This is a genomic window from Pseudomonas sp. ICMP 8385, from assembly GCF_002699915.1.
Taxonomy (GTDB): Bacteria; Pseudomonadota; Gammaproteobacteria; order Pseudomonadales; family Pseudomonadaceae; genus Aquipseudomonas; species Aquipseudomonas gessardii.
Genome location: NZ_LKBY01000157.1, coordinates 88,759 through 113,383, shown reverse-complemented (window position 1 = coordinate 113,383; position 24,625 = coordinate 88,759). Strand labels below are relative to the sequence as shown.

Annotated in this window: 19 protein-coding genes, 1 other RNA gene and 1 pseudogene; 6 read left to right on the top strand and 15 right to left on the bottom strand. The window is 62.4% G+C overall.

Going from position 1 to position 24,625, the window contains the following annotated elements:
- Nucleotides 1-28: 28 nt before the first annotated feature.
- Complete coding sequence (gene hemN / locus AO268_RS30520) at nucleotides 29-1,411, top strand: oxygen-independent coproporphyrinogen III oxidase (RefSeq protein WP_076961235.1); 1,383 nt, start codon at nucleotides 29-31, stop codon at nucleotides 1,409-1,411.
- Nucleotides 1,412-1,417: 6 nt separating this feature from the next.
- Here hemN and AO268_RS30515 read toward each other — a convergent pair whose 3' ends face one another.
- Nucleotides 1,418-1,888 carry a hypothetical protein gene (locus AO268_RS30515; RefSeq protein WP_076961234.1) on the bottom strand — a complete coding sequence of 157 codons (471 nt, stop codon included), beginning with the start codon at nucleotides 1,886-1,888 and terminating at the stop codon, nucleotides 1,418-1,420.
- 154 nt (nucleotides 1,889-2,042) lie between these two features.
- Between AO268_RS30515 and fnr the strand changes: the two genes are divergently transcribed.
- The gene (fnr, locus tag AO268_RS30510) at nucleotides 2,043-2,777 is read left to right on the top strand and encodes a fumarate/nitrate reduction transcriptional regulator Fnr (protein ID WP_076961233.1); all 735 of its coding nucleotides are present in this window, start codon (nucleotides 2,043-2,045) and stop codon (nucleotides 2,775-2,777) included.
- 90 nt (nucleotides 2,778-2,867) lie between these two features.
- Nucleotides 2,868-3,416, top strand: a complete 549-nt coding sequence (locus tag AO268_RS30505) for an adenine phosphoribosyltransferase (RefSeq protein WP_099170757.1) — start codon at nucleotides 2,868-2,870, stop codon at nucleotides 3,414-3,416.
- A gap of 118 nt (nucleotides 3,417-3,534) precedes the next feature.
- Here AO268_RS30505 and AO268_RS30500 read toward each other — a convergent pair whose 3' ends face one another.
- The 5 genes from AO268_RS30500 to dnaX form a co-directional block, all read right to left on the bottom strand.
- Complete coding sequence (locus AO268_RS30500) at nucleotides 3,535-4,683, bottom strand: acyl-CoA dehydrogenase family protein (RefSeq protein ID WP_076961231.1); 1,149 nt, start codon at nucleotides 4,681-4,683, stop codon at nucleotides 3,535-3,537.
- 201 nt (nucleotides 4,684-4,884) lie between these two features.
- Entirely contained in the window at nucleotides 4,885-5,487 is a 603-nt protein-coding gene (gene recR / locus AO268_RS30490; RefSeq protein ID WP_076961229.1) for a recombination mediator RecR, read from the bottom strand.
- A gap of 58 nt (nucleotides 5,488-5,545) precedes the next feature.
- Entirely contained in the window at nucleotides 5,546-6,571 is a 1,026-nt protein-coding gene (locus AO268_RS30485) for an NADP-dependent oxidoreductase (RefSeq protein WP_099170755.1), read from the bottom strand.
- A gap of 141 nt (nucleotides 6,572-6,712) precedes the next feature.
- Entirely contained in the window at nucleotides 6,713-7,051 is a 339-nt protein-coding gene (locus AO268_RS30480) for a YbaB/EbfC family nucleoid-associated protein (protein ID WP_003193199.1), read from the bottom strand.
- 66 nt (nucleotides 7,052-7,117) lie between these two features.
- Entirely contained in the window at nucleotides 7,118-9,184 is a 2,067-nt protein-coding gene (gene dnaX / locus AO268_RS30475; RefSeq protein WP_099170754.1) for a DNA polymerase III subunit gamma/tau, read from the bottom strand.
- A 133-nt stretch (nucleotides 9,185-9,317) separates the two neighbouring features.
- On the opposite strand from dnaX, the gene AO268_RS30470 reads away from it, so the two are divergent.
- Complete coding sequence (locus AO268_RS30470; RefSeq protein WP_099170753.1) at nucleotides 9,318-10,085, top strand: substrate-binding periplasmic protein; 768 nt, start codon at nucleotides 9,318-9,320, stop codon at nucleotides 10,083-10,085.
- Here the strand turns inward: AO268_RS30470 and AO268_RS30465 are convergent.
- The 3 genes and pseudogenes from AO268_RS30465 to AO268_RS33930 all read right to left on the bottom strand — a co-directional run.
- Nucleotides 10,064-11,755, bottom strand: a complete 1,692-nt coding sequence (locus AO268_RS30465) for a putative bifunctional diguanylate cyclase/phosphodiesterase (protein WP_099170752.1) — start codon at nucleotides 11,753-11,755, stop codon at nucleotides 10,064-10,066. The genes AO268_RS30470 and AO268_RS30465 overlap by 22 nt on opposite strands.
- A gap of 18 nt (nucleotides 11,756-11,773) precedes the next feature.
- Nucleotides 11,774-12,841: a methyl-accepting chemotaxis protein gene (locus AO268_RS30460; RefSeq protein ID WP_373562162.1), complete on the bottom strand. Its 1,068-nt coding sequence runs from the start codon at nucleotides 12,839-12,841 to the stop codon at nucleotides 11,774-11,776.
- Between the two features lie 216 nt (nucleotides 12,842-13,057).
- Nucleotides 13,058-13,339 (bottom strand): annotated as a pseudogene (locus AO268_RS33930) (PAS domain-containing protein); the annotation flags it as partial.
- A 457-nt stretch (nucleotides 13,340-13,796) separates the two neighbouring features.
- Here AO268_RS33930 and AO268_RS30455 point away from each other — a divergent pair.
- Together AO268_RS30455 and AO268_RS30450 are read left to right on the top strand one after the other, a co-directional pair.
- On the top strand, nucleotides 13,797-14,111 hold the full coding sequence (locus AO268_RS30455; RefSeq protein WP_029298195.1) for a helix-turn-helix domain-containing protein: 315 nt from the start codon (nucleotides 13,797-13,799) through the stop codon (nucleotides 14,109-14,111).
- A 182-nt stretch (nucleotides 14,112-14,293) separates the two neighbouring features.
- A complete protein-coding gene (locus AO268_RS30450; protein ID WP_076961223.1) occupies nucleotides 14,294-15,196 on the top strand; it encodes a DUF2167 domain-containing protein in 903 nt (300 codons plus the stop codon).
- Between the two features lie 130 nt (nucleotides 15,197-15,326).
- Here AO268_RS30450 and ffs read toward each other — a convergent pair.
- The 6 genes from ffs to AO268_RS30420 all read right to left on the bottom strand — a co-directional run bounded on the left by ffs (nucleotide 15,327) and on the right by AO268_RS30420 (nucleotide 24,624).
- An RNA gene (ffs, locus tag AO268_RS30445) (signal recognition particle sRNA small type) lies at nucleotides 15,327-15,423 on the bottom strand.
- Nucleotides 15,424-15,569: 146 nt separating this feature from the next.
- Nucleotides 15,570-16,736, bottom strand: coding sequence for a zinc-binding metallopeptidase family protein (locus AO268_RS30440; protein WP_099170750.1), 1,167 nt, complete (start codon nucleotides 16,734-16,736; stop codon nucleotides 15,570-15,572).
- Nucleotides 16,737-16,912: 176 nt separating this feature from the next.
- Nucleotides 16,913-19,270, bottom strand: coding sequence for an NAD-dependent DNA ligase LigA (gene ligA, locus AO268_RS30435; protein WP_099170749.1), 2,358 nt, complete (start codon nucleotides 19,268-19,270; stop codon nucleotides 16,913-16,915).
- 86 nt (nucleotides 19,271-19,356) lie between these two features.
- The gene (zipA, locus tag AO268_RS30430) at nucleotides 19,357-20,220 is read right to left on the bottom strand and encodes a cell division protein ZipA (protein ID WP_076961220.1); all 864 of its coding nucleotides are present in this window, start codon (nucleotides 20,218-20,220) and stop codon (nucleotides 19,357-19,359) included.
- Between the two features lie 253 nt (nucleotides 20,221-20,473).
- Nucleotides 20,474-23,962: a chromosome segregation protein SMC gene (gene smc / locus AO268_RS30425; RefSeq protein WP_099170748.1), complete on the bottom strand. Its 3,489-nt coding sequence runs from the start codon at nucleotides 23,960-23,962 to the stop codon at nucleotides 20,474-20,476.
- Between the two features lie 2 nt (nucleotides 23,963-23,964).
- A complete protein-coding gene (locus tag AO268_RS30420) occupies nucleotides 23,965-24,624 on the bottom strand; it encodes a GntR family transcriptional regulator (RefSeq protein ID WP_076961218.1) in 660 nt (219 codons plus the stop codon).
- Nucleotide 24,625 lies beyond the last annotated feature (1 nt).

The following is a 24,625-nucleotide window of genomic DNA, read 5'->3' as shown; positions in this document are numbered from 1 at the left end:
CCCACTAGCCAATCCGGGGAACGCCCGCATGCTCGACGCCATTCGTTGGGACACTGATCTGATTCATCGCTACGATTTGGCGGGGCCGCGCTACACCTCCTACCCCACCGCCGTGCAATTCACCAGCCAGGTCGGCACCTTCGACCTGCTACACGCCCTGCGCGACAGCCGCAAGGCCGTGCGCCCGCTGTCGCTGTATGTGCACGTGCCGTTCTGCGCCAATATCTGCTACTACTGCGCCTGCAACAAAGTCATCACCAAGGACCGGGGCCGCGCCCAGGCCTACCTGCAACGCCTGGAGCAAGAGATTCAACTGGTCGCCTGCCACCTGGACCCCAACCAACAGGTGCAGCAACTGCATTTTGGCGGCGGCACCCCGACCTTTCTCAGCCACGACGAATTGCGCCAGCTGATGGCGCAACTGCGCCAACACTTCAACCTGCTGGATGACGACTCTGGCGACTACGGCATCGAGATCGATCCACGGGAAGCCGACTGGGCCACCATGGGCCTGCTGCGTGAACTGGGTTTCAACCGGGTGAGCATCGGCGTGCAGGACCTGGACCCCGAAGTGCAACGGGCGGTCAATCGCCTGCAAAGCCTGGAAGAGACCCGCGCGGTGATCGATGCCGCGCGCACCCTGCAGTTTCGCTCGATCAATATCGACCTGATCTACGGCCTGCCCAAGCAGACACCCGAGCATTTCGCCCAGACGGTGGCCGAGGTCATCAGCCTGCAACCGGACCGCCTGTCGGTGTTCAACTATGCCCACCTGCCAGAACGTTTCCTGTCCCAGCGGCGGATCAACAGCGAAGACCTGCCGGCCCCTGCCGTCAAGTTGCAGATGCTTGAGCAAACCATTGAGCAGCTGACGGCGGCCGGCTACAACTACATCGGCATGGACCACTTCGCCCTACCCGATGACGAGTTGGCCATTGCCCAGGAAGAATCCACCCTGCAACGCAATTTCCAGGGCTACACCACCCACGGCCATTGCGATTTGATCGGGCTCGGGGTCTCGGCCATCAGTCAGATTGGTGACTTGTACTGCCAGAACAGCAGCGACCTGAATCATTACCAGAACGCCTTGGCCGGGGCGCAACTGGCCACCAGCCGCGGCCTGCTCTGCAGCGCAGACGATCGTTTGCGGCGGGCGGTGATTCAACAGCTGATCTGTCACTTCAGCCTGGACTTCGACAGCATCGAGCAGGCCTTCACCGTGGATTTTCGCGGCTATTTCGCCCAGATCTGGCCACAACTGGAAGTGATGGCCAGTGACGGCCTGATCGAACTCGACGCCGAGGGGATCCGGGTGCTGCCGGCCGGGCGCCTGCTGGTACGCTCGGTGTGCATGGTGTTCGATGCCTATCTGGAGCAACACAATAGGCAACGATTTTCACGGGTGATCTGAGCCGGGCTACTTGGCCATCAACGAGGCGGTCTTCACCGCGTCCCCAGCACTCAGGTTCTTCATTGCTTCGTTCAACGACGCATAGGCGGCGGTCAGCGCGGCTTGCAAGCCGCCCAACGCCGACTGCACGCCGCTCAGTTTCGCCAGGGCCTGCTCCGGGCTCAGGCGCTTGTCGGCCATGACCGCCGACATCTCTGCCATCTTTTCCGCGATCTGCTGCTTCAACTGGCGAATCATTTTCAGCAGTTTCTGCACGTTCTCGTCCAGCCCGCTTTCTTCAATATCGTTGTTGGCCGTTTTCTCGGCGTTCGCGGCCCTCAGCGACGCACCGGAAAAGGTCACACTCACGCCTTCGGCAGGCTTGGTTTCACCGAGCGCCGTTGTCTCGGCCCCCGCGCCCACGGCGCTGGTTTTTTTCGGTTCAAGCAGCGTCGGCACTGTGGTGCGGGACGGAAGATTGCCGTCGATGGAAAGCATATCGTGAGCCTCCAAGCTCTTGGTCGTTAGCAGTCCATCGACCGCCGTGCAAAATTCTTTATACCCCTGCCGGTTTTTTGTACAGGCTGGCCGGATAGTCCCTCAGTGCGGTACCCTTACGGCTTATGTGTGTTTTCCCACAAGGATTTAAGAAATGTCCGAGCCAGTTAAACTGCGCGCTCATAGCCAGGCTCACTGCAAGGATTGCAGCCTGGCACCCCTCTGCTTGCCACTTTCGCTGAATCTGGAAGACATGGATGCGCTGGACGAAATCGTTAAACGTGGCCGCCCCCTGAAGAAAGGCGAGTTTCTGTTTCGCCAGGGTGACAAGTTCGATTCCGTCTATGCGGTGCGCTCGGGCGCCTTGAAGACATTCAGCCTCAGTGATGGCGGCGAAGAGCAGATCACCGGCTTCCACCTGCCCAGCGAGCTGGTTGGCTTGTCGGGCATGGACAACGAGATCCACCCGGTATCGGCCCAGGCCCTGGAAACCACATCGGTGTGCGAGATCCCGTTCGAGCGCCTGGACGAACTGGCCCTGCAATTGCCCCAGTTGCGCCGCCAACTGATGCGGGTCATGAGCCGGGAAATCCGTGACGACCAGCAAATGATGCTGTTGTTGTCGAAGAAAACCGCCGACGAACGGATTGCCACCTTCCTGGTCAACCTGTCGGCACGCTTCCGCGCCCGTGGCTTCTCGGCCAACCAGTTCCGCCTGAGCATGTCGCGCAACGAAATCGGCAACTACCTGGGCCTGGCGGTGGAAACCGTGTCCCGGGTATTCACGCGCTTCCAGCAGAACGAACTGATCGCCGCCGAGGGCAAGGAAGTGCACATCCTCGATCCGATCCAGCTCTGCGCGCTGGCCGGCGGCTCCCTCGACGGCTGATCGCCAGACAAGGGGCGCGACACTTGCGGCCAAGCCAACCGGCGAGGCCGCAGGTATACTGCCGAGTCTTTGCGCCCAGGACTCCCGACGATGACTTTCGACGCCTTCGACATCAAATCCCTGATTCGCCCCGTCATCGACTTCCCCAAGCCTGGGGTGATCTTTCGTGATATCACGCCGCTGTTCCAGTCGCCCAAGGCCATGCGCCTGGTGGCCGACACCTTTATCCATCGCTACGTCGAAGCCGAGTTCAGCCATATCGGCGCCATGGATGCCCGCGGTTTTTTGATCGGCTCGATCATTGCCTATCAGTTGAACAAGCCGCTGATCCTGTTCCGCAAACAGGGCAAGCTGCCGGCGGACGTACTGTCCGAGGGCTATCAGACCGAATACGGCGAAGCCTTCCTCGAAGTACACGCCGACAGCCTGTGCGAAGGGGATTCGGTATTGATGTTCGATGATCTGATCGCCACCGGTGGCACCCTGATTGCTGCGGCCAACCTGGCGCGGCGCATGGGCGCGCGGATTTTCGAGGCGGCGGCGATTATTGATCTGCCGGAGCTGGGGGGTTTGCAGCGTTTGGAGGATATGGGGATCGCGACCTTCTGTTTGACGCAGTTTGGCTTGGCTGAGCGGTAATTTGCGCTGGTCTTGCGGGCCTCATCGCGGGCAAGCCCGCTCCCACCTTTGAATGGGTTCACAAATCAAAATGTGGGAGCGGGCTTGCCCGCGATGAGGCCAGTGATAACACCCTCAATCACAACCCCATCTGCTTACTGATGATCTCGTTCATCACCTCGCGAGTCCCGCCGCCAATCGACAAAATCCGGTTGTCCCGGTACAGCCGCTCCACCAGGCTGCCGCGCATATAACCCAGGCCACCGAGGATCTGCACCGCGTCATAGGTCACCCGGTCAGCCGTGTCGGTGGCGAGGTTCTTGGCCATGGAAATCTCCTTGATCACACTCTTGCCCGCCGCCATCTTCGCCGCCTGGCGGTAAGTGAACTCCCGGGAAACCTCGACCGCCGTGGCCATCTCCGCCAGGCGGTGCTTGAGCACCTGGAACTTGCCAATCGGCTTGCCAAAGGCCTCGCGCTGCGCGGCCCACTTCAGGCTCTCTTCCAGGGCCATCTGCGCCGTCATGTTGGCCATCAAGGCCAGGGCCAGGCGTTCGCTCTGGAAATTGCCCATGATGCAGGCAAAGCCCATGTTTTCGGCGCCGATCAGGTTGCCTACCGGCACCTGGCAATCGTCGAAGAACAGCTCGGCGGTGTCCGATGCCCACCAGCCCATTTTCTTCAGCGGCTGGCCGACGGTGAAGCCTGGCGTGTCCTTTTCGATCAACAGCAGGCTGATGCCGGCAAAACCCGGCCCGCCGGTACGCACGGCGACGGTGTAGTAGTCGGCGCGCACGCCGCTGGTGATAAAGGTCTTGCTGCCACTGACCCGATAACAGTCGCCATCACGCACCGCACGGGTTTGCAGGCTGGCCACATCGGAGCCGCCACCGGGCTCGGTGACGGCCAGGGCCATGATTTTCTCGCCGGACAAGACTTGCGGGGCCACGCGCTCGCGCACTTCGGGGCGCGCCCATTTGACGACGGGCGGCAAGCCGATATCCAGCGAACCCAGGCCCGCTACTACGCCACCAGAACCACAGCGCATCAGCTCTTCGCTGGCGGCAACCTTGGCAAACAGGTCGCCTTCATGACTGCCGCCCAGGGCTTCGGGGTAGCCAATGCCGAGAATCCCTGCCGCGCCGGCCTTGAGGTACAGCTCACGGGGGAAGTGTTCGGCCTCCTCCCATTGCTCGATGCCCGGCAGCATCTCGCGCTCGACAAAACGGCGCACACTGTCGCGGACCAATTGGTGACTGGGGTCGAAGTATTCCTGATAGGCAGACATCGGCAAGCTCCATGCAGAGATGGAGCGAACTTACCAAGCGCTTGCTTGGTTATCAAGCAGTACGCAAAAGCAATGTGTGTCGCTTATGTGGGAGCTGGCTTGCCTGCGATGCAGGCACTGCGGTGTATCAGGGGGACCGAGGCGATGCCATCGCAGGCAAGCCAGCTCCCACACAAGCCAGCGTGCTACAGGATATTAGGCTTAGAGGGCGATAGGTTTACGCCCGGCAAACGAGTGCGCCAGGGTGCCGCCGTCCACCAGCTCCAGTTCGCCCCCCAACGGCACGCCATGGGCGATGCGCGAGGTGATCAAGCCTTTGTTGGTCAGCAGTTGCGCGATGTAATGCGCCGTGGCTTCCCCCTCCACCGTCGGGTTGGTGGCCAGGATCACTTCGGCAAAAGTGCCCTGCTCTTCAATGCGCGCCACCAGTTGCGGGATACCAATGGCTTCCGGCCCCAGGCCGTCGAGCGGCGACAGGTGGCCCTTGAGCACGAAGTAGCGCCCGCGATAGCCGGTCTGCTCCACCGCGTACACGTCCATCGGTCCTTCGACGACACACAGCAGTGTGTCGTCGCGACGGGGATCGGCGCATTGCGGGCACAGTTCTTCTTCGGTCAGGGTGCGGCACTGGCGGCAATGGCCCACACCGTCCATGGCCTGGCTCAAGGCCTGGGCCAGCCGCGAGCCACCGCTGCGGTCACGCTCCAGCAGTTGCAGCGCCATGCGCTGGGCGGTTTTCTGGCCCACGCCCGGCAGGGTCCGCAGGGCATCGATCAGTTGACGAATCAGAGGGCTGAAGCTCATGGGGCAAAGGTCCGACAAAACAACGAGACGCGGTTTATACCCGCGCCTCGGATAAGCGTCAAATACGCACGACCAACTTGCCGAAGTTGCGCCCTTCCAACAGCCCGATAAAAGCCTCGGGTGCCTGCTCCAGGCCGTCGACCACGTCTTCGCGGAACTTGACCTTGCCGTCACGCACCCAGGGCGCCATGGCGCTGATAAATTCCGGGTGGCGGTCGCCATAGTCGTCGAACACGATAAAGCCCTGGATGCGCACGCGCTTGGTCAACAAGGTGCGTTGCAGCGCCGGCAGCCGATCGGGGCCGCTGGGGGCCTCATGGGCGTTGTAGCCAGCAATCAGGCCACACAGGGGGATCCGCGCCTTGGGATTGAGCAGAGGCAGTACGGCGTCGAAGACCTTGCCGCCGACGTTTTCATAATAGATGTCCACCCCGCTGGAACAGGCCTGGGCCAGTTCATCGGCAAAGTCCGCGCTTTTATGGTCGATGCACGCATCAAAACCCAGCTCCTCCACCACATAGCGGCACTTGTCTGCACCGCCCGCGATGCCGACCACGCGCAAGCCCTTGAGCTTGGCCACCTGACCGACCACCGAGCCCACCGCGCCCGAGGCTGCCGCGACCACCAGGGTTTCCCCGGCCTTGGGTTGGCCGATATCCATCAGGCCCATGTAGGCCGTCATGCCGGGCATGCCCAGCACGCCAAGGGCCATGGACGGGCTCGGCAGGCCCTTGGGCACCGGCATCAGGTTGCGCCCATCGCTGATGCTATGGCTTTGCCAACCGGTGGCGCCAACCACCAGGTCGCCCACCTCGAATTTGGGGTTGCGCGACTGTTCGATACGGCTGACAGCGCCGCCGGTCATTACCTCGCCGATTGCTACCGGCGCGGCGTAGGACGGCGCATCACTCATGCGCCCACGCATGTAGGGGTCCAGGGACAGGAACAGGGTCTTGAGCAGGACCTGGCCGTCCTCCAGGTCTGGCAGCGCCACGCGCTCCAGGCGAAAGTTCTCCGGCACGGGCGCGCCTTGCGGGCGGGAGACCAGGACGATGCGCTGGTTAAGGGTCATGGCTTGGGTCATCAGCAAGGCTCCTTTATATCGGTGATTGAATTCAGCGGTATAGGGTGCAGACAGCTGTTGCAAGGCTAACGTTCGATTGTGCCCGACACACACAAAAATGCCAGGCGCTAGGCCTGGCATTGTCAGTGTCGCGCTAGCCGATCAGAACGGCAGCTTCATGCCCGGCGGCAGTTGCATGCCCGCGGTCACGCCGGACATTTTGTCCTGGCTGTTGGCTTCGATCTTGCGCACGGCGTCGTTGACGGCCGCGGCGAACAGGGCTTCGAGCATTTCCAGGTCGTCTTCGCCAACGCCCGGCAATACGCTTGGGTCGATGCTCACACGCTTGATGTCGTGACGACCGGTCATCACCACGCTGACCATATCGCCACCGGCTTTACCGGTGACTTCGGCGTTGGCCAGCTCTTCCTGCATCTTGGCCATCTTTTCCTGCATCTGCTGCGCCTGCTTCATCAGGCCGGCCATGCCACCTTTCATCATGGGAATCACCTCAAAAGTACGTGGATCAATACGGCGCCGTGCCTTGGGGCACGGCGCCTGCAATTATCAGCCTGCTGCAACCTGGGCTTCGACAGGTTCAATAGTATCGTGTCGCACCACCGCGCCAAACTGCTCCATCATCTGCTGGATCAGCGGATCGGCCTGGATCGACTCCTCGGCCTCGCGCTGGCGGTTGAGCCGGCGACGGGTGGCAGCCTGGGCCGGGGTTTCCTGTTCGGGCTTGATCAGCTCGATGGTCACCGTCAAGGTGCGCTCGTGGAACTGGTTCAGGGCGTCGTTAAGCCGGCGCTGCTGGGTCGCGTTGAACAGGGCACTGTGGGCCGGGTCCAGGTGCAACAGCCAGTGATCGCCCTCGACCGCAATCAGCGTGCAGTTGGCGGCGATGCTGCCGGTCATGCCGGAGATCGGCAGTTTCGGGAACAGCTCCAGCCATTGCAGGGCCAGGCCGGTGGCCGGCATGGCGGCAGGTTCCGCCTCCGGCTCGGGCGCCGGCTCGGGCGCCGGCTCAGCGGCGTGCTCGCTGGCCAGGTCGTCCAGGTAGCTGTAGGCCGAATCCATGTCCGGCTCAATGTAGTCTTCATCCAGCGGCGGCTCATCATCGTCCAGGTCGATGCCCGGCGTGGCGGCGTCCACCTCGGCGATGGTCGGTTCAGGCACGGGAGCCGAGACCCATTCCGGCGCGTCCGGCACCACGCTGTCGGGAGTCGGCGTCGGCATCGGCGTGAGCTCAGGCTGCTCGCCGGTGGTTTCCAGTACGGGCTCGACGGCAGGTGCCTGCTCGACCACGACCTCTACCGGCTCGTTCCAGGGCAGATCGACCACGGGCGCGGGCGCAGGCTCGACAACCGGCTCCGGCGCCGCCACAGGCGCCACAGGCTCAACCGCAACCGGGGCTGGAGCGACGGCCACAGGTTGCGGCGCGATCACTGGCGCGACGACGGCCGCGCCAGCCACTGGTTTGGCGGAATCAACTGTGGCCTGGCTGATCCCCACTGGCTTTAGCGGCTGTCTCGGCGCATCGGCGGTGTCTGCGGGGCGGAATGCCAGCATGCGCAGCATGACCATTTCAAAACCGCCGCGCGGGTCTGGCGCCAACGGCAGGTCGCGGCGCCCGATCAGGCCCATCTGGTAGTAGAACTGCACATCTTCGGCCGGCAGCGCCTGGGCCAGGGCCAACACGCGATCGCGGTCGCCGTGACCGTTATCGACCCCTTCAGGCAGTGCCTGGGCGATGGCGACGCGGTGCAGCACGTTGAGAATTTCCGAAAGCACGCCATTCCAGTCCGGGCCCTGCTCCGACAAATGGCGTACGGCTTCGAGCAGCGCCTTGGCGTCGCCTTCGATCAGCGCATGCAGCACGTCAAACACTTGGCCGTGATCGAGGGTGCCGAGCATGGCGCGCACGTCGGCGGCCATCACCTTGCCTTCGCCGAAGGCTATCGCCTGGTCGGTCAGGCTCATGGCGTCACGCATCGAGCCATCAGCGGCGCGGCCGAGCAACCACAGCGCGTCATCTTCAAACGGCACGTTCTCCACACCCAACACATGGGTCAAGTGCTCGACCACCCGCTCGGGGGTCATGTTCTTGAGGGAGAACTGCAGGCATCGCGACAAAATCGTTGCAGGAAGTTTCTGCGGGTCGGTGGTGGCCAGGATGAATTTGACGTAGGGCGGCGGCTCCTCCAAGGTCTTCAACAGCGCGTTGAAGGAGTGGCTGGAGAGCATGTGCACTTCGTCGATCAGGTAGACCTTGAAGCGGCCACGGCTGGGGGCGTACTGCACGTTGTCCAGCAGTTCGCGGGTGTCCTCGACCTTGGTGCGGCTCGCGGCGTCGATCTCGATCAGGTCGACAAAGCGCCCCTCGTCGATCTCCCGGCACACCGAGCAGGTGCCGCAGGGCGTGGAGGTGATGCCGGTCTCGCAGTTCAGGCACTTGGCAATGATCCGCGCAATGGTGGTCTTGCCCACCCCGCGCGTGCCGGTGAACAGGTAGGCGTGGTGCAGCCGTTGGCTGTCCAAGGCATTGATCAGAGCCTTGAGCACATGGGTCTGGCCGACCATTTCGCGGAACGAGCGCGGGCGCCATTTACGTGCAAGAACCTGATAACTCATCGAAAACCGTCGCAACTGGGAAGCGGAAGCCGGTAATGCTAGCGGAGCAGGGGGGAAATTGCATCCGGCACGCTCGCCTAATCTGACTAAGCTGTCTTAGCACGCCCGTACCAGGGCGGATCCCGGAGAGTTTATGCGCGTAGTCCTGGGCGCTTTATGGATGATCAGCACACTGAGCCTGGCGGCGCCTGCGCCGTTGCGCTTCGCCATTTCCGACAGCTGGGCCATGCCTCTGGTGCAGATCGAGCGGGACCAACCGACCCAGGGCATTTTGTATGACCTGATGTTGAGCCTGGCGACCCAGGTCGGCCATCCGGCCCGGTTCCAGGTATTGGCCCGGGCCCGCATCGCCCCGGCCATGAAAAATGGCGAAGTCGACGTGCGCTGCTACGTCGCACAGGCGTGGCTCAATGACCTGTCCGGCGATTATGTGTGGAGCATCCCGTTGCTGGTACAGCGCAATGTGCTGGTCAGCGCCCACGTGCCGCCGCTGTCGGTCATTGTGGACAAGCTGTCGACACAGAATATCGGCACCGTGCTCAACTACAGCTACCCGACCCTTGAACCCTTCTTCGCCAAGGGCCAACTCAAGCGCGACGATGCCCGCAGCGAAGCGCAAGTGCTGCAAAAGCTGGTGGCCGGGCGTTTCAAGTACGCAGTCACCAACGAGTGGGCCCTGGAGCGCTTCAACCAGCAACTGCCGCTGGGCCGCCGCCTGCACGTGGTGGCCGTGGTCGAAGAGCAAAGCCTGGGCTGCTATGTGCGCAACGACCCGGCCCTGCCCGTCCAGCGGATTTTGCGCACCTTGCTGCGGATGAAGATGTCAGGGGAAATCGACGGCATCGTCCAGCTCTACACCGGCAACGGTGGGCGCCAGCCTCAATCTTCATCAACGCCATAGTTGAGCAGATCGAACCCCGCCGCCCAGGCCGGCACCTCGGCGGCGGGCATGGGCTGGGCAAAATAATAACCCTGGGCCACTTCACACCCCATGCGCAGCAGCAACTGGCCATGTTCCAGGGTTTCCAGGCCCTCGGCGATCACTTCGCGGCCAAAGGCCCGGGCCAGGCCGATCACCGCCTGGGTCAGCGCCAGGTCGTCCTTGTCATGCAGGATGTCGCGCACAAACGACTTGTCGATCTTGATGGTCTGGGTCGGCAGGCGCTTGAGGTAGCTGAGGGACGAATAGCCGGTGCCGAAATCATCCAGGGAGAACCGCACCCCCAGCGCCTGGCATGCCGCCAGGTGCTCGGTAACGCGCTGGATATGATCGATGGCCACCGATTCGGCGATCTCCAGGTCAAGCATGTGCGGCGCAACATCGGGATGCTGGGCCAGCAGCTGTTGCAGGCGCTCGACAAAATCCGCGCGCTGGAAATGCCGCGCCGCGATGTTCACGCTGACCGGCCAGCAATGCCCGGCCTCTTGCCACTGGCGTATCTGCGCCAGCACCTGGTCCATCACCCATTCGCCGACGTCGACGATCAGGTCGGTCTGCTCGATCAGCGATAGGAAATCCTTGGGCGACACCAACCCGCGTATCGGGTGCTGCCAGCGCAGCAACGCCTCAAACCCCACGACCTGGCCGTGGCGCAGGTTGATCTTGGGGTGGAAGTGCAGGCACAACTCCCCCGCCGCCAGGGCCTGGCGAATCTGCTGCACGGTCTGGTGGGTAGCCTTGACCTCCTGCTCCAGGGACACGTCAAACAGCTGGTAGCGGTTACGGCCACTTTGCTTGGCCACATACATCGCCTGGTCGGCATGGCGCAGCAAGGTGTCGGCATCCTCGTCATCCAACGGGAACAGCGTGACGCCAATGCTGGCAAACACGTTGATCTGCGCCCCCAGGATCGAGTACGGCTCGGAAATGGCCGTGAGGATGCGCCGCAAAGCGCGGTTCAACTCCTCGGCATCGCGTACGTAGCGCAGGATCAGCACAAACTCGTCACCGGCCAGCCTGGCGACCACGTCTTCGCCGCGGATGATGTCCCGCAGGCGGCTGGCGACCTCCACCAGCAACAAGTCGCCGGAGGCATGGCCGTAGCCGTCATTGACCGCCTTGAAGCCATCCAGGTCGAGCATGCACACCGCCAGGGGGATGTGCTCGCTGCGGGAAAACTCCAGGGATTGCACAAGCAATTCCGAAAGATAGGCGCGGTTGGGCAGCCCGGTCAGTACATCGTGGCCGACCCGCCATTGCAGGGTTTGCAGCAACTGGCGCTTTTCGCTGACATCAAACCGAATCGACACGTACTTCTGCACCTGGCCGGTACGCTCATCGACCAGCGGCACCATGGTGCTGTCGACCCAATACAGCGACCCATCCTTGGCGCGGTTGCAGATTTCCCCGCGCCAGACCTTGCCCTCGGTGATGGTGCGCCACATGCCCTGGAAAAACCCGACAGGGTGCAACCCGGAGCTGAGGATCCGGTGGTTGCGCCCCAGCAACTCGTCGCGGCTGTAGCCGGACATGCCGCAGAATTGGTCGTTTACATAGGTGATGCGGCCGGTGAGGTCGGTCTCGGAGAAAATGGCGGCGGCATCCACGGCCCTGCGGTATTTCTCATCCATGAATGAGGCTCTAGGTGGCTAGCGGTTGAACCGCTCGACCAGGGCACGCAACCCGGAAGAGATGCTTTCAAGTTCCCGGCCCCGGGTGACTGCAGCGTTGGCATTGCCCGCTGTCTTTTGTACCGTGGCCGCGACGTTATTGATCTGTTGTGAAACGTCCTCTGCGACGTGGGATTGTTCCTGTGAGGCAGCAGCCATTTGCTGGCTCATGCCGGTAATGCGCTCCACCGCCTGGCGAATGCCCAGCAGTGCCTGTTGCGCCTGCAATACCTGTTGCACGCCCTGCTCGGCTTCGTGAATGCCGGTGCTGGCAATTGCCACCGCTTCGTCGGCGCCTGCGCGCAGACTCTGGATAATGCCCTGGATCTGCTCGGTGGACTCGCGGGTCTTGCCCGCCAGCGCCCGCACTTCATCGGCCACCACGGCAAAACCGCGACCCTGCTCGCCGGCCCGCGCCGCTTCGATAGCGGCGTTGAGGGCCAGCAGGTTGGTCTGGTCGGCGATGGCCTGGATCATGCTCGCGGCCACGCGGATTTCCTGGGTCTGGCCGGCCAGATGGCCCACCGCCTGGTTGATCTGGGTGACGGTGCTCGCCAGCAACTGGATCGCCTCGCGGGTGCTGCCGACCACCTGGCTGCCGTGCCCGGCCAGGTCATTGGCGGTGCGGGCTTCGCTGGCGGTCTGCTGCACATGCGTCGCCACTTCGGCGATGGACGCGGCCATTTCGGTCATGGCGGCGGCGGTCATATCGGTCTCGGCGCGCTGCTCCAGCAGCGCCGACTCGGTCTTGCCCGACAACACACTGGAATCGGTCGCCGCCTCGGCCATCTGCGTGGCCAGGTCGCTGAGCCGCGTGAGGGCGGTTTTCAAGCGCGCCTCCTCGCTGATCAGGATCATTTCCAGCTGCGCCGCCGGGCCCAGTGCATCGCTGTAGGTCATGGCGCTGATGGGGTCGGAAAAGGTGTTGGGCGTGTGCTCGACAATCTGCTTGAGCTGCTGCCCCAGACGCCGGTGTGCCCAGGCCCCCAGGCCGAGAAACAGCAGCGCGGCCGATGCCTGCGCCCAGCCGGTGGGCAGCCATTGCACCGCGCCACCAGCGACCAGCGCCGCCAGGGCGGGCACGGCCAGGGCATTGCCGAGCTGGCCCAGGCGCTGTGGCAGCGACACCGCCGAGCGCCCGGCACGCAAGCGTGCGTAGAGCGCTTCGGCACGCCGCACCTGCTCGCGCGTCGGCTTGACCCGCACCGACTCGTAGCCCACCAAGCGGCCCTTTTCGAGGATCGGCGTGACATAGGCGCTGACCCAATAGAAGTTGCCATTCTTGCAGCGATTCTTGACCACGCCCATCCAGCTGTGGCCGGCCTTGAGGTAGCGCCACATCAGTTCAAACACCGCAGGCGGCATGTCCGGGTGGCGTACCAGGTTGTGGGTACTGCCGATCAGTTCGGCCTGGGTGAAGCCACTCATGGCCGCAAACTCGGCGTTGCAGTAGGTAATATGGCTATTGATGTCCGTCGCGGAAATGAGCCGTTGCTGCTCCCCGAAAGTCTGTTCAACTGTGGTGACCGGCAAATTGACGCGCACTTTAAAGCTCCATGGACAGCATTCGATCTACCGGCCCGGGATCGGGTAGATCCGGCAGGTAGAGGGGTATTTCCAGACGGGTAAACCGTCAATCGGCTGGCTGGCCCCATTCAGCGGGCAAACCAGGTTTTACCCAGCACCTGACCTTCGGTTCGACGAAGATCAACTAGGCTTTAATTCGAGCGTCTGGTACGAAAGACGGGTGCTGCAGGGCCGTGCTAGAGCGCCCCTGGCGCTGCGGCCAAGCAACTTTCAGCGGTCACCTTTATGAAAGTGAGGAGAAAGCGATGATTTCCTGTTTCATAAAGCTGCCCTGTGAAACAAGCCCGTCAAATACTTGTCCTAAACGCCGATTCTACGAATTACATCACACTTTGCAAGAAAAGGTGATGGTGCGTGCCGTTGCCTAATGCCAATATTTATCGTTAAGTTCTTGATTCTAAATGGGAATTGAGCGATGCAAATTTCAAGTTTGGGTCCAGCCATCAGACGCTACCGAAAGGTAGCGGGGCTTACTCAGGCTGAACTAGGTGAGAAAACCGGTTTTGACCCTAAAACCATCAGCCGCTTCGAAACCGGCACCTATACACCCAGCGTTGACGCTCTCTTCTTGTTTGCAGAGGCCCTGGGAGTGAAGCTGAAAGTCTTTTTTGCCGATCTGGGCGATGAGGAAGAACAGCGCGCTTATCTGTTCGGTGTCATTCATAAAGCCACCCCGAAGGATCTGGGAAAGCTGATAGCGGCGGTAGACCAGGCCTTGTCCAAGCCTTAGAGCTCGCACGACATAAAAAGAGCAGGCCGCTGATGTTGCCTGCCCTTTGCCTCCAGACATGATCCAACCGGACAGCCCCTCTTTTGGCAGGCGCTGGGCCACGCCTTTTGTCAACATGGTCGCGCGGCCCAGGTGGATTCGGTATCCTTTTGCGCAATTATTTCAAAATGTAAAGGACTACCATGAACTACCTCCGCCTACTGGTGGCGGCTGCCGTCTTGAGCCTGCCTGTCGCGCCGGTCCATGCCAGCACCGCCCCGGCGCCGGTCGAAACCAGCGCCCCCGCCGAAACCGCCGAACACTTCCTCGCCTCCCTCAAACAGCAAACCGGCACCATCACCCTGCCCGGCGGTATCGCCACGCTCAAGCTCAACGACGAGTTCTACTACCTTGACCCCAAGGACAGCGAACGCCTGCTCACCGACGGCTGGGGCAACCCGCCGGGCTTCAGCACCCTGGGCATGATCGTGCCCAAGGCCGTCAGCCCACTGTCGGCACGCGGCTGGGGCGTGATTGTCAGCTACAAGGACGACGGGCATATTTCCGACGAAGACGCGGCCAAAATCGACTACGCCGAACTGCTCAAGCAGATGCAGGAAGACGATGCCGAGGACAACCAGGAACGCCAGAAACAGGGCTACGCCGGCCTGCACCTGCTGGGCTGGGCCGAACCACCGCACTACGACCAGCAGTCCCACAAGATGTACTGGGCCCGTGAACTGAAAGCCGACGACGCCGAGCAGAACACCCTCAACTACAGCATCCGCGTGCTGGGCCGCGAGGGCGTGCTGGAACTCAATGCCGTCGCCGCCATGGCCGACCTGCCCACCATCAAGCAGGAACTGCCCAAGGTCCTGGCCTTCACCAACTTCACCGATGGCAACCTCTACACTGACTACAACCCGGGCACCGACAAGCTGGCGTCCTACGGCCTGGCCGCACTGGTCGCAGGCGGGATCGCCGGCAAGGCCGGGCTGTTCGCCAAGATCGGCATCTTCCTGCTGGCGGCGAAGAAGTTTCTGGTGATTGGTGTGATTGCCCTGCTGGCCGGCGCGCGCAAATTCTTCAACCGTCACAAAGGCTGATTGCCAGACACGCAAACGCCGCGGGAAACCGCGGCGCATGGATAGCTTCGCCCGCTGCACAGGAGTGCATGGCAAAGTAAAAATACGGATGAGTTGCAGAGTTGTTGCAAGGAGAGCGTTATGGAGGCAACCCCACCAGCCACACCCCGGCACACAATGTTCCCGCTGTGGCTGCTGCCTTCCGGCTCTGACCAGGTTCACGGGTAATCGTTGCGGGGGGACCGATGGGGTCACCATAACGACGCTGGCCTCTCGGCAAGCCGCGCCATTGTACCGATCTCATCGGAAGTTACAACCGTTGACGCAGGATTAAAAAGCCAAGAGGTTCAAGTACTTGCCATAGCCCTCAGGAACACCCGCCCCCACATTTCGATTATTGGGCGTTCAATGCCTCATCCTCCCGGCCACCCTCCTCCTGGATCACCAGGTGGATGAAGTGCAACTTGGCAATCACCGCCGGGGGCAGCACAAAAGGATAGAAATCCGGCTGCCCCATGCTGCGGGACAGTTCGTTGAGCATGCCGGCCAGCTCGATCCAGGCATTGACGAAGGACAGGAACGCCGTGCCGCCAGGGTGCTGCGGGTCATAGAGGGTGGTGAGGGGAAATGACGGGTAGTCCAGGTCCATCTCCCGCGCGCTCATGCCAAACCCCAGGGCGGTGTCGACCGCGTCCATCATGTGCAGGTAATGGGCCCAGGTTTCCGCCCAGTCTTCCCAGGGGTGCATGGTGGCATAGGCGCTGACGCTGGTTTGCTGCCAATCCGGGCGCGGGCCGTTCTGGTAGTGCTGGTCGAGGGCGTCGGCATAACTGGCGCGCTCATCGCCGAACAGGTTGCGAAACGGCTGCAGCCAATGACTGCCGGCGATCAGGCGATCCCAATAGTAGTGGCCGACCTCATGGCGGAAATGGCCAAGCAAGGTGCGGTACGGCTCGCGCATCTGCACGCGGATTTTCTCGCGATGCTCGTCGTCGGCTTCCTTGATATCGAGGGTGATCAAGCCGTTGGCGTGGCCCGTGGTGGGGGCCTTGCCTTCCAGGTCGATACCCACGAAGTCAAAAGCCAGGCCGTTGGTCTCGTCGACTGTTTTGGGAATCACCTGCAAACCCAGGCTGATCAATTGCGCCACCAGCCGGCGCTTGGCGGTTTCGACTTTGCGCCAGCGTTCGGGGTTTTCCGCGATCGACAGGTCGGGGATGGTGCGATTAAGGCTGCACGCCACGCACAACGGCGCAGTGCTGTAGGCCGGGATCAGCCAGTTGCAGGCGGCGGGAGTGTCGAGGTTGGCGCAACGGCGAAAGGCGCCGGCGTCGAGGTTATCGTCCTGCAGCCAGGTATCGACGACAGGCCCCGGTTGCAGGGATGACAGCCGGCTTTGCTGAGGCAGGTAGCCCAGCAACGCCGAACAGGCCAGGCACTGGCTGTTGCGAAAGAACAGGGATTGCCCGCAACGGCACTGCCACACCTTGCTGTTGCGCGCAGCCCCGGCCATGAACGGTGCGGCGATGCGCGAACTGAGCTGCTCGAAGAAGCGGTACATGGCGATCTCTCCAGGGGCGTGCCCAAGACTAGATCATTTACCACGCAAGATCGTTCCCACGCTCTGCGTGGGAATGCACCCCAGGACGCTCCGCACCCCAACAGCGGACGCAGAGCGTCCATGGCGGCGTTCCCACGCAGAGCGTGGGAACGATCAGCGGAGCGTGGGAACGATCATCAGAGGGGGATGTTATGGCTGGCCAGGAAGGCGACGAATGCCTCTTCGTCCAGCACCTTCAACCCCAGCTCGCTGGCCTTGGCCAACTTGGACCCGGCGCCCGGCCCTGCGACCACGCAATGGGTTTTCGCCGATACCGACCCCGCCACCTTGGCGCCCAGGCTTTCGAGCTTTGCCTTGGCCACGTCGCGGCTCATCAGCTCCAGCGAGCCGGTCAGCACCCAGGTATGCCCTGCTTCGGGCAAGCCCTCGACCACTTTCTTCTCGCTCTGCCAGTGCATGCCGAAGTCCTTGAGCTGCTGTTCGATGGCCAGGGCACGACGGGCATTGTCCTGATCATCAAAGAACTCGCGCACGGACTTGGCCTGCTTCTCCGGCAGCGCCTGGCGCATGTCCAGCCAGTCGGCCTGGATAACCCCCTCCAGGGAGCCAAACTTGTCCGCCAGCTTTTGCGCAGCCCCCGGGCCCACGGAAGGCACGTGCAACTTGTCGAGCAAACCGCCCAAGGTGGTGCTGGCGGCGAACTCGGCACTCAGCTCGCCCTGATCCTGCAAGACCAGTGCGCATTCGTCCGGCGACAACAGCGCGCCAATCACTTGCTGGTTGTGGCTGTCCTCAAAGAAGCTATGGATCTCGTGAGCCACTTCCAGGCCCACATCCGGCAAGTACGTCAACACTTCCGGCAACGCCTGCTGCACACGCTCAAGGGAGGCCAGCGAGCGCGCCAGCACCTTGGCGGTTTCCTCGCCCACATCGGGAATGCCCAGAGCGTAGATAAAGCGGGCCAGGGTCGGGGTCTTGCTGTTTTCGATGGCGGCGATCAGTTTTTTGCTGGAAACATCGGCGAAACCTTCCAGGTCAATGATCTGCTCGTACTTGAGCTTGTACAGGTCAGCCGGCGAGCCGATGAGCTTTTCGTCGACCAACTGCTCAATGGTCTTGTCGCCCAGGCCGTCGATATCCATGGCCCGGCGCGAGACAAAATGGATAATCGCCTGCTTGAGCTGCGCGCCACAGGCCAGGCGCCCGACACAGCGATACACCGCGCCTTCGCTGACGGTTTCCCGGCCCTTGCTGCGCTTGACCAGTTGCGTGCGCTCCACATGGGAACCGCACACCGGGCAGTTTTCCGGGATCTGTACGGCGCGGGCATGTTCCGGGCGGCGCTCGGTAACCACCGACACAACCTGTGGGATCACATCACCGGCACGGCGGATGATCACCGTGTCGCCGATCATCAGGCCCAGGCGCGCCACTTCGTCCATGTTGTGCAACGTCGCATTGGACACGGTAACGCCCGCCACCTTGACCGGCTTCAGGCGCGCCACCGGCGTCACGGCGCCGGTGCGGCCGACCTGGAATTCAACGTCGAGCAATTCGGTCAACTCTTCCATCGCCGGAAACTTATGGGCGATGGCCCAGCGCGGCTCGCGGGCGCGAAAGCCCAGTTCGCGCTGGTACGCGATACTGTTGACCTTGAACACCACACCGTCGATTTCATAGGCCAGGCTGTTACGCCGCTCTCCGATATCGCGGTAGTACGCCAGGCAATCCTCAATACCCCTGGCCAGCTTCAGCTCGTGACTGATGGGCATGCCCCACTGCTGCAGCTGCTGCAGGTTGCCGATATGGGTGTCGCTGATATCGGTGGTCACGCCGTAGCAGCAGAACTCCAGGGGGCGGCTGGCGGTGATCTTCGAGTCGAGCTGGCGCAGGCTGCCGGCGGCGGCGTTGCGCGGGTTGGCGAAGGTCTTGCCGCCGACTTCCAGTTGCGTGGCGTTCAAGCGCTCGAAACCGGCCTTGGACATAAAGACTTCGCCGCGCACCTCCAGGGTCGCCGGCCAGCCCGTGCCGTGAAGCTTCAAGGGGATATTGCGCACGGTGCGCACATTGACGCTGATGTCTTCGCCCGTGGTGCCGTCGCCACGGGTCGCGCCGCGTACCAACTCGCCATCCTGGTACAGCAGGCTGACCGCCAGGCCATCGAGCTTGGGCTCGCAGCTGTATTCCACCGCCACGCCAGCGCCAAACAGATCGCCCACCGGCAGGTCGAGGCCCTCGGTGACCCGGCGATCAAATTCCAGCAGGGTGGCTTCATCAAAGGCGTTGCCCAGGCTGAGCATGGGGATCTCGTGACGCACCTGGGTAAACGCCGACAACGCCGCGCTGCCGACCCGCTGCGTGGGTGAGTCGCGGGTCACCAGGTCCGGGTGCTCGGCTTCCAGCGCCTTGAGTTCGTGGAACAACCGATCGTACTCGGCGTCCGGGATGCTCGGCTCGTCGAGTACATGGTAACGGTAGTTGTGCTGATCCAGTTCAGCGCGCAGCTCGAGGATGCGGGTGTGGGCGGCGGTCATGGGTGTTCTCTCATAAAGCAAAAGAGCAGCCGAAGCTGCTCAATATGTAGTGCACGGATTCTACAGGCAACGCTTAGGATTAAACCTTAGCGCTTCTGTGTCAGGGCGCGACGCTCGAACTCGACGATGCGCTGACGGTAATGCTCGATGGTCTGGGCGGTCAGCACGCTGCGCTGGTCGTCCTTGAGCTCGCCGTTGAGTTCCTGGGACAGCTTGCGGGCTGCGGCCACCATGACGTCGAACGCCTGTTTCGGGTGACGCGGGCCTGGCAGGCCGAGGAAGAAGCTCACCGCCGGGGTGCTGAACAGGTCGATATCGTCCAGGTCGAAGGTGCCCGGCTTGACCGCATTGGCCATGGAGAACAGCACTTCACCATTGCCGGCCATGCTTTCGTGACGGTGGAAAATATCCATCTCGCCAAAACGCAGGCCGCTTTCCAGGATGTTCTGCAACAGCGCCGGGCCCTTGAAGCCGGCCGCGTCGCGGCAGATCACGCTGATCACCAGCACTTCTTCAGCCGCGGGTTGATCCTTGGCGGCCTCACGCGATGCGCTCTTGGCCGGGCGCTCATCGGGGAAGTCGCCGTCACGGCTGCTGAAGCTCGGGCCTTCATCCACGTCAAGGTTCAGGTCACCCTGATGCGGCTCGGCCACGGCAGCGCTGCCACGCTTGCCGCGCTTGGACGACGGCTCGCGGGCTTCACGCACCGGCGCGCTCATCGACGGCAGGTCGTGCTCGTCCAGTTGCGGTTCTTTATGGGTGTCCAGGACACGGGGCGGCCCCAGCAGCTCGGCGGCGCCGTCGTCGTCGGGCAAATTGGACAGGTTGCGGTCCAGACGGAATTTCAGCTTGCCCTTGCCGCCGCGCATCCGGCGCCAGCCATCAAAAAGAATACCGGCTATTACAATAATGCCGATGACGATCAGCCACTCGCGCAGACCGATTTCCATGTAATCCCTTGCCTCTATAAAAAATGCTGAAAAATAAGGGGTTTAGCACCGTGCAAACCGCTTTAAAACGTGGCGCCAACTCTATGTTCTGACTGACGTTTTGCCCACGCATACGAAAAATTGACATTAAACTAGCACGACCAAAGATAACTTTACACAGTTGGCGCAAAATGTGTCGGCTGACGCAGGAATTAAGCTACAAGCCATACGCTTCAAGCCGACACTCTTGCCGCTTGAAGCTAGCAACTTGCCGCTAACTTTCCACCATCGCCATCGCCTCTTCCACATCCACCGCCACCAGTCGCGAACAGCCCGGTTCATGCATGGTCACCCCCATCAATTGATCGGCCATTTCCATGGCGATCTTGTTGTGGGTGATATAGATGAACTGCACCGTCTGGGACATCTCTTTAACCAGGCGGGCATAGCGTCCAACGTTAGCGTCATCCAACGGCGCGTCAACTTCATCGAGCATGCAGAACGGCGCCGGGTTCAACTTGAAGATGGCAAATACCAGGGCCAATGCGGTCAGGGCCTTCTCGCCACCGGACAACAAATGGATGGTGCTGTTCTTCTTGCCCGGGGGCCGCGCCATGATCGTTACCCCTGTATCGAGTAGATCTTCGCCCGTCAGTTCCAAGTAAGCGCTGCCACCACCGAAAACTTTTGGAAATAAGGCCTGTAAACCGCCATTAATCTGATCAAAGGTATCTTTGAAGCGGTTACGGGTTTCCTTGTCGATCTTGCGAATGACATTTTCCAAGGTGTCCAGGGCTTCCACCAGATCGGCGTCCTGGGCATCCAGGTAACGTTTGCGCTCGGACTGCTGCTGGTATTCGTCGATGGCCGCAAGGTTGATCGCGCCAAGTCGTTGAATACGCGCAGCAATGCGCTCAAGTTCTTCCTCGGCGTCTTTCTCGTTGGCCTGGGCGGTCAGGGTGTTGAGTACGCCGTGCAGGTCGTAGCCATCTTCGAGCAACTGGTCCTGCAGGGTTTTGCGGCGCACCGTGAGGGCCTGCCATTCCATGCGTTGCTGTTCAAGCTGGCTGCGGATCAATTGGGATTGCTGCTCGGCCTGGGTCCGGCGCTTTTCTGCGTCGCGCAGTTCGCGGTCGGCGTCTTCCAGGGCGATTTGCGCGGTCTTGAGTTCTACGTCGACGCTCATGCGTTTATCGAGCAACTCTTCGAGCTTCAAGCGCAGCTCTTCCAGGGGCGCCTCGCCCTCCTCCAGGTTGAGGCTCAGTTGCTCGCGCTTTTCCGTCAGGCGCTCGGACTGCATCTCCAGGCGCTCCAAGGCCTGGCGCGTGGAATCGTGCTGGGCGCGCAACGAGCCCAGGCGCACCGCCAACTGGTGGGCGTGATCCTTGTGCTGGCGCGCTTCCTGGCGCACCCGGTCGAGGCGTTCGCGCAGGCTGTCACGCTGGGCCAGCAGCAGTTCGCGCTGTTCGGTGTCCAGAGCCATGCTGTCGAGGGCATCCTGCAACTGCAGGCGCGCTTCGCCGACTTGTTCGTGTTCGAGGGCGCGCTGCTCGCCCATCTCGGCCACTTCTTCATCGAGACGGGTACGGCGCAGGGTCAACTGCTCGGCCTTGGCCTTGCTGGCCGAGAGCTGGGCTTTCAGTTCGCCCTGCTGGCGCGCTTCGTCCTGCAACAGGCGGCGCAAATGTTCGCGACCGGTCTCTTGCTGGCGCTGGGTGGCGCGCAGGGTTTGCAGTTGGGTTTCCAGGGACTCCAGGGTCGCCTCGCGCTCTTCACGCTCGGCGCTCAGGTTGACGATTTCCTGGCCACGGGCCAATACGCCACTTTCGGCTTCACTGGCGCGGCGCACCCGCAAAAAGTGCCGGCCCACCCAATAGCCATCGCGGCTGATCAGGCTTTCGCCAGAGGCCAATTGGCCACGCAGCGCCAGGGCCTGTTCCAGCGAGTCCACCGGCTTGACCTGGCCCAGCCAGGGCGCCAGGTCAATCGGCGCCTCGACTTTATCCAGCAGGCTGCCCGGCACGCGGGTGCCATCGGCTGCCGGGCTGAGCAGGCGCAAGTCGCCCTGGGTAAAGCCCGCCAGGTCAAGGCCGCCAACATCGTCCACCAGCACCGCTTGCAGGTCTGCACCGAGCACGGTTTCCACAGCCAATTCCCAACCAGCTTCAACCTTCAAGCCTTCGGCCAGGCGCGGACGCTCGGCCAGGTGCTGGTCGCGCAGCCATTCGGCGGTGCCGGTGCCGGGGTCCAGTGCGGCTTGCTGCAAGGCCTCAAGGGAGGCCAGGCGCCCGTTGAGGCGCTGCAAATCGCCTTGGGCCTGCTGCTGCGCCTGGGTCGCCTGCTGCAGTTCCTGGCGCAATTGCTCCAGGCGCTCCACTTGTTGTTCTTCGCTGGCCTCCAGCTCTTCCAGGGTCATTTCGCTTTCAGCCAGTTGCTCGCTCAACGCCATGATCGCCGCGTCTTCCGGGGCAGCAGCCAGCAAGGCGCGCTCTTCCAGGACCCGGCGCTGGCGCTCGGCCAGGCGTTCCATGCTGGTTTCCAGTTGCTGGATGCGCGACTGCTGCACCTCAGCCTGGCGCCGCGGTTCGGCGGAACGCAGGTTGAACGCATCCCACTGCTCCTGCCAGCCGTGCATGGAGGTTTCCGATTCTTCCAGGGCCGCGGCGGCTTCTTCGGCGGCGGCGCTGGTGATTGCCTGCTCGGGGGTGAGCATGTCCAGCTCCTCCCCAAGGGTCAGCAGCAAGGTGCGGTCGTGACCCAGGTGCGACTCGGTTTCCAGCCGCGCCCGCTCCGCTTCCTTGAGGTCATCCTGCAACTGGCGCAAACGCTGCTGGCCGTGCTGGATGCTCTGTTCGACCCGCGCAATATCGCCGCCCACCGAATAGAAGCGGCCCTGCACCAGATTGAAGCGCTCGGACAGGTCATGGTGACCGTCACGCAGGCTCTCGATGCTGGCGTCGGCATTGCGCTGCTCGGCCACCAGGGCCTCGAAGCTGACTTCCTGGGTGCCGATGATCGCTTCGCGCTGGCCCACCTGGTCATTCAAGGCCTGCCAGCGCAGCGCCGAGAGTTGCGCCTTGAGCTGGCGTTCTTCGCCTTTGTATTCCTGGTACTTCTCGGCCGCCTGGGCCTGGCGGTGCAGGCGCTCCAACTGGCGCTCCAGCTCTTCACGCAGGTCGGTCAGGCGCGCGAGGTTTTCGTGGGTGCGGCGGATGCGGTTTTCAGTCTCGCGGCGGCGCTCCTTGTACTTGGAGATGCCGGCCGCTTCCTCGATAAAGTTGCGCAGGTCCTCGGGCTTGGCTTCGATCAGCTTGGAGATCATGCCCTGCTCGATGATCGAGTAGCTGCGCGGGCCCAGGCCGGTGCCGAGGAAGATATCGGTAATGTCCCGGCGCCGGCACTTGGTGCCGTTGAGGAAGTAACTGTTCTGGCTGTCGCGGGTCACTTTGCGGCGGATGGAGATTTCCGCGTAGGCGGCGTACTCCCCCACCAGGGTGCCGTCGGAGTTGTCGAACACCAGTTCGATGCTGGCCTGGCTGACCGGCTTGCGGCTGGTGGAGCCGTTGAAGATGACGTCGGTCATCGACTCGCCACGCAGGTTTTTCGCCGAGCTCTCGCCCATCACCCAGCGTACGGCGTCGATGATGTTCGACTTGCCGCAGCCATTGGGCCCGACCACTGCCGCCATATTACTGGGGAAGTTGACCGTGGTCGGGTCGACGAAGGATTTGAACCCCGCCAGTTTGATGCACTTGAGCCGCACGCTTAGGCGTCCGCCAGGGCTGCGATGACCAATGAGGCACTGCGCTGGCAGTAAGCCGAGAGCACCTGGCGGATCTGCGGCAGGTCTCGGGCGAGGACGGCGGCGAGCAGTTGCTCGAACAGCGCCAGGTACTCGCTCATGGAGGCCTTGCGCTGATCCAGGGCCAGGTAATAGGCGCGGTTCATCGCCGGTTGCAGGTTCTCGACGGTTTCCTGCAGGTACGGGTTATTGGCAAAGGGGTACGCGGCGCGCATGACATTGAAGCATTCTTCGACAAAGGCGCGGATGTCCTGGCGTTCAAAATTGCTCACCAGCCGTTGCTGGATCTGCACGAACGGCGCCATGTCGGCCTGGGTCTGCCAACCCTTGGCCACCGCATCCCCCAGCAGAATGTACAACTCGCTCATCAGCGTACACAGGCTCTGCACCTTGTGCGCGGTGAGTTCGGTAACGTGGGCGCCACGGCGCGGCAGGATGGCGATCAGGTGCCGGCGCTCAAGGATCAGCAAGGCTTCGCGCACGGAGCCACGGCTGACATTGAGTGCCAGCGTGACTTTCTGTTCCTGGATCCGTTCCCCAGGCTTGAGATCGCCGCGAATGATGCGTTCGGCGAGGTGGTGAGCGATTTGCTCGGCGAGACTGTCCGGCGCCTTGAACGTCATG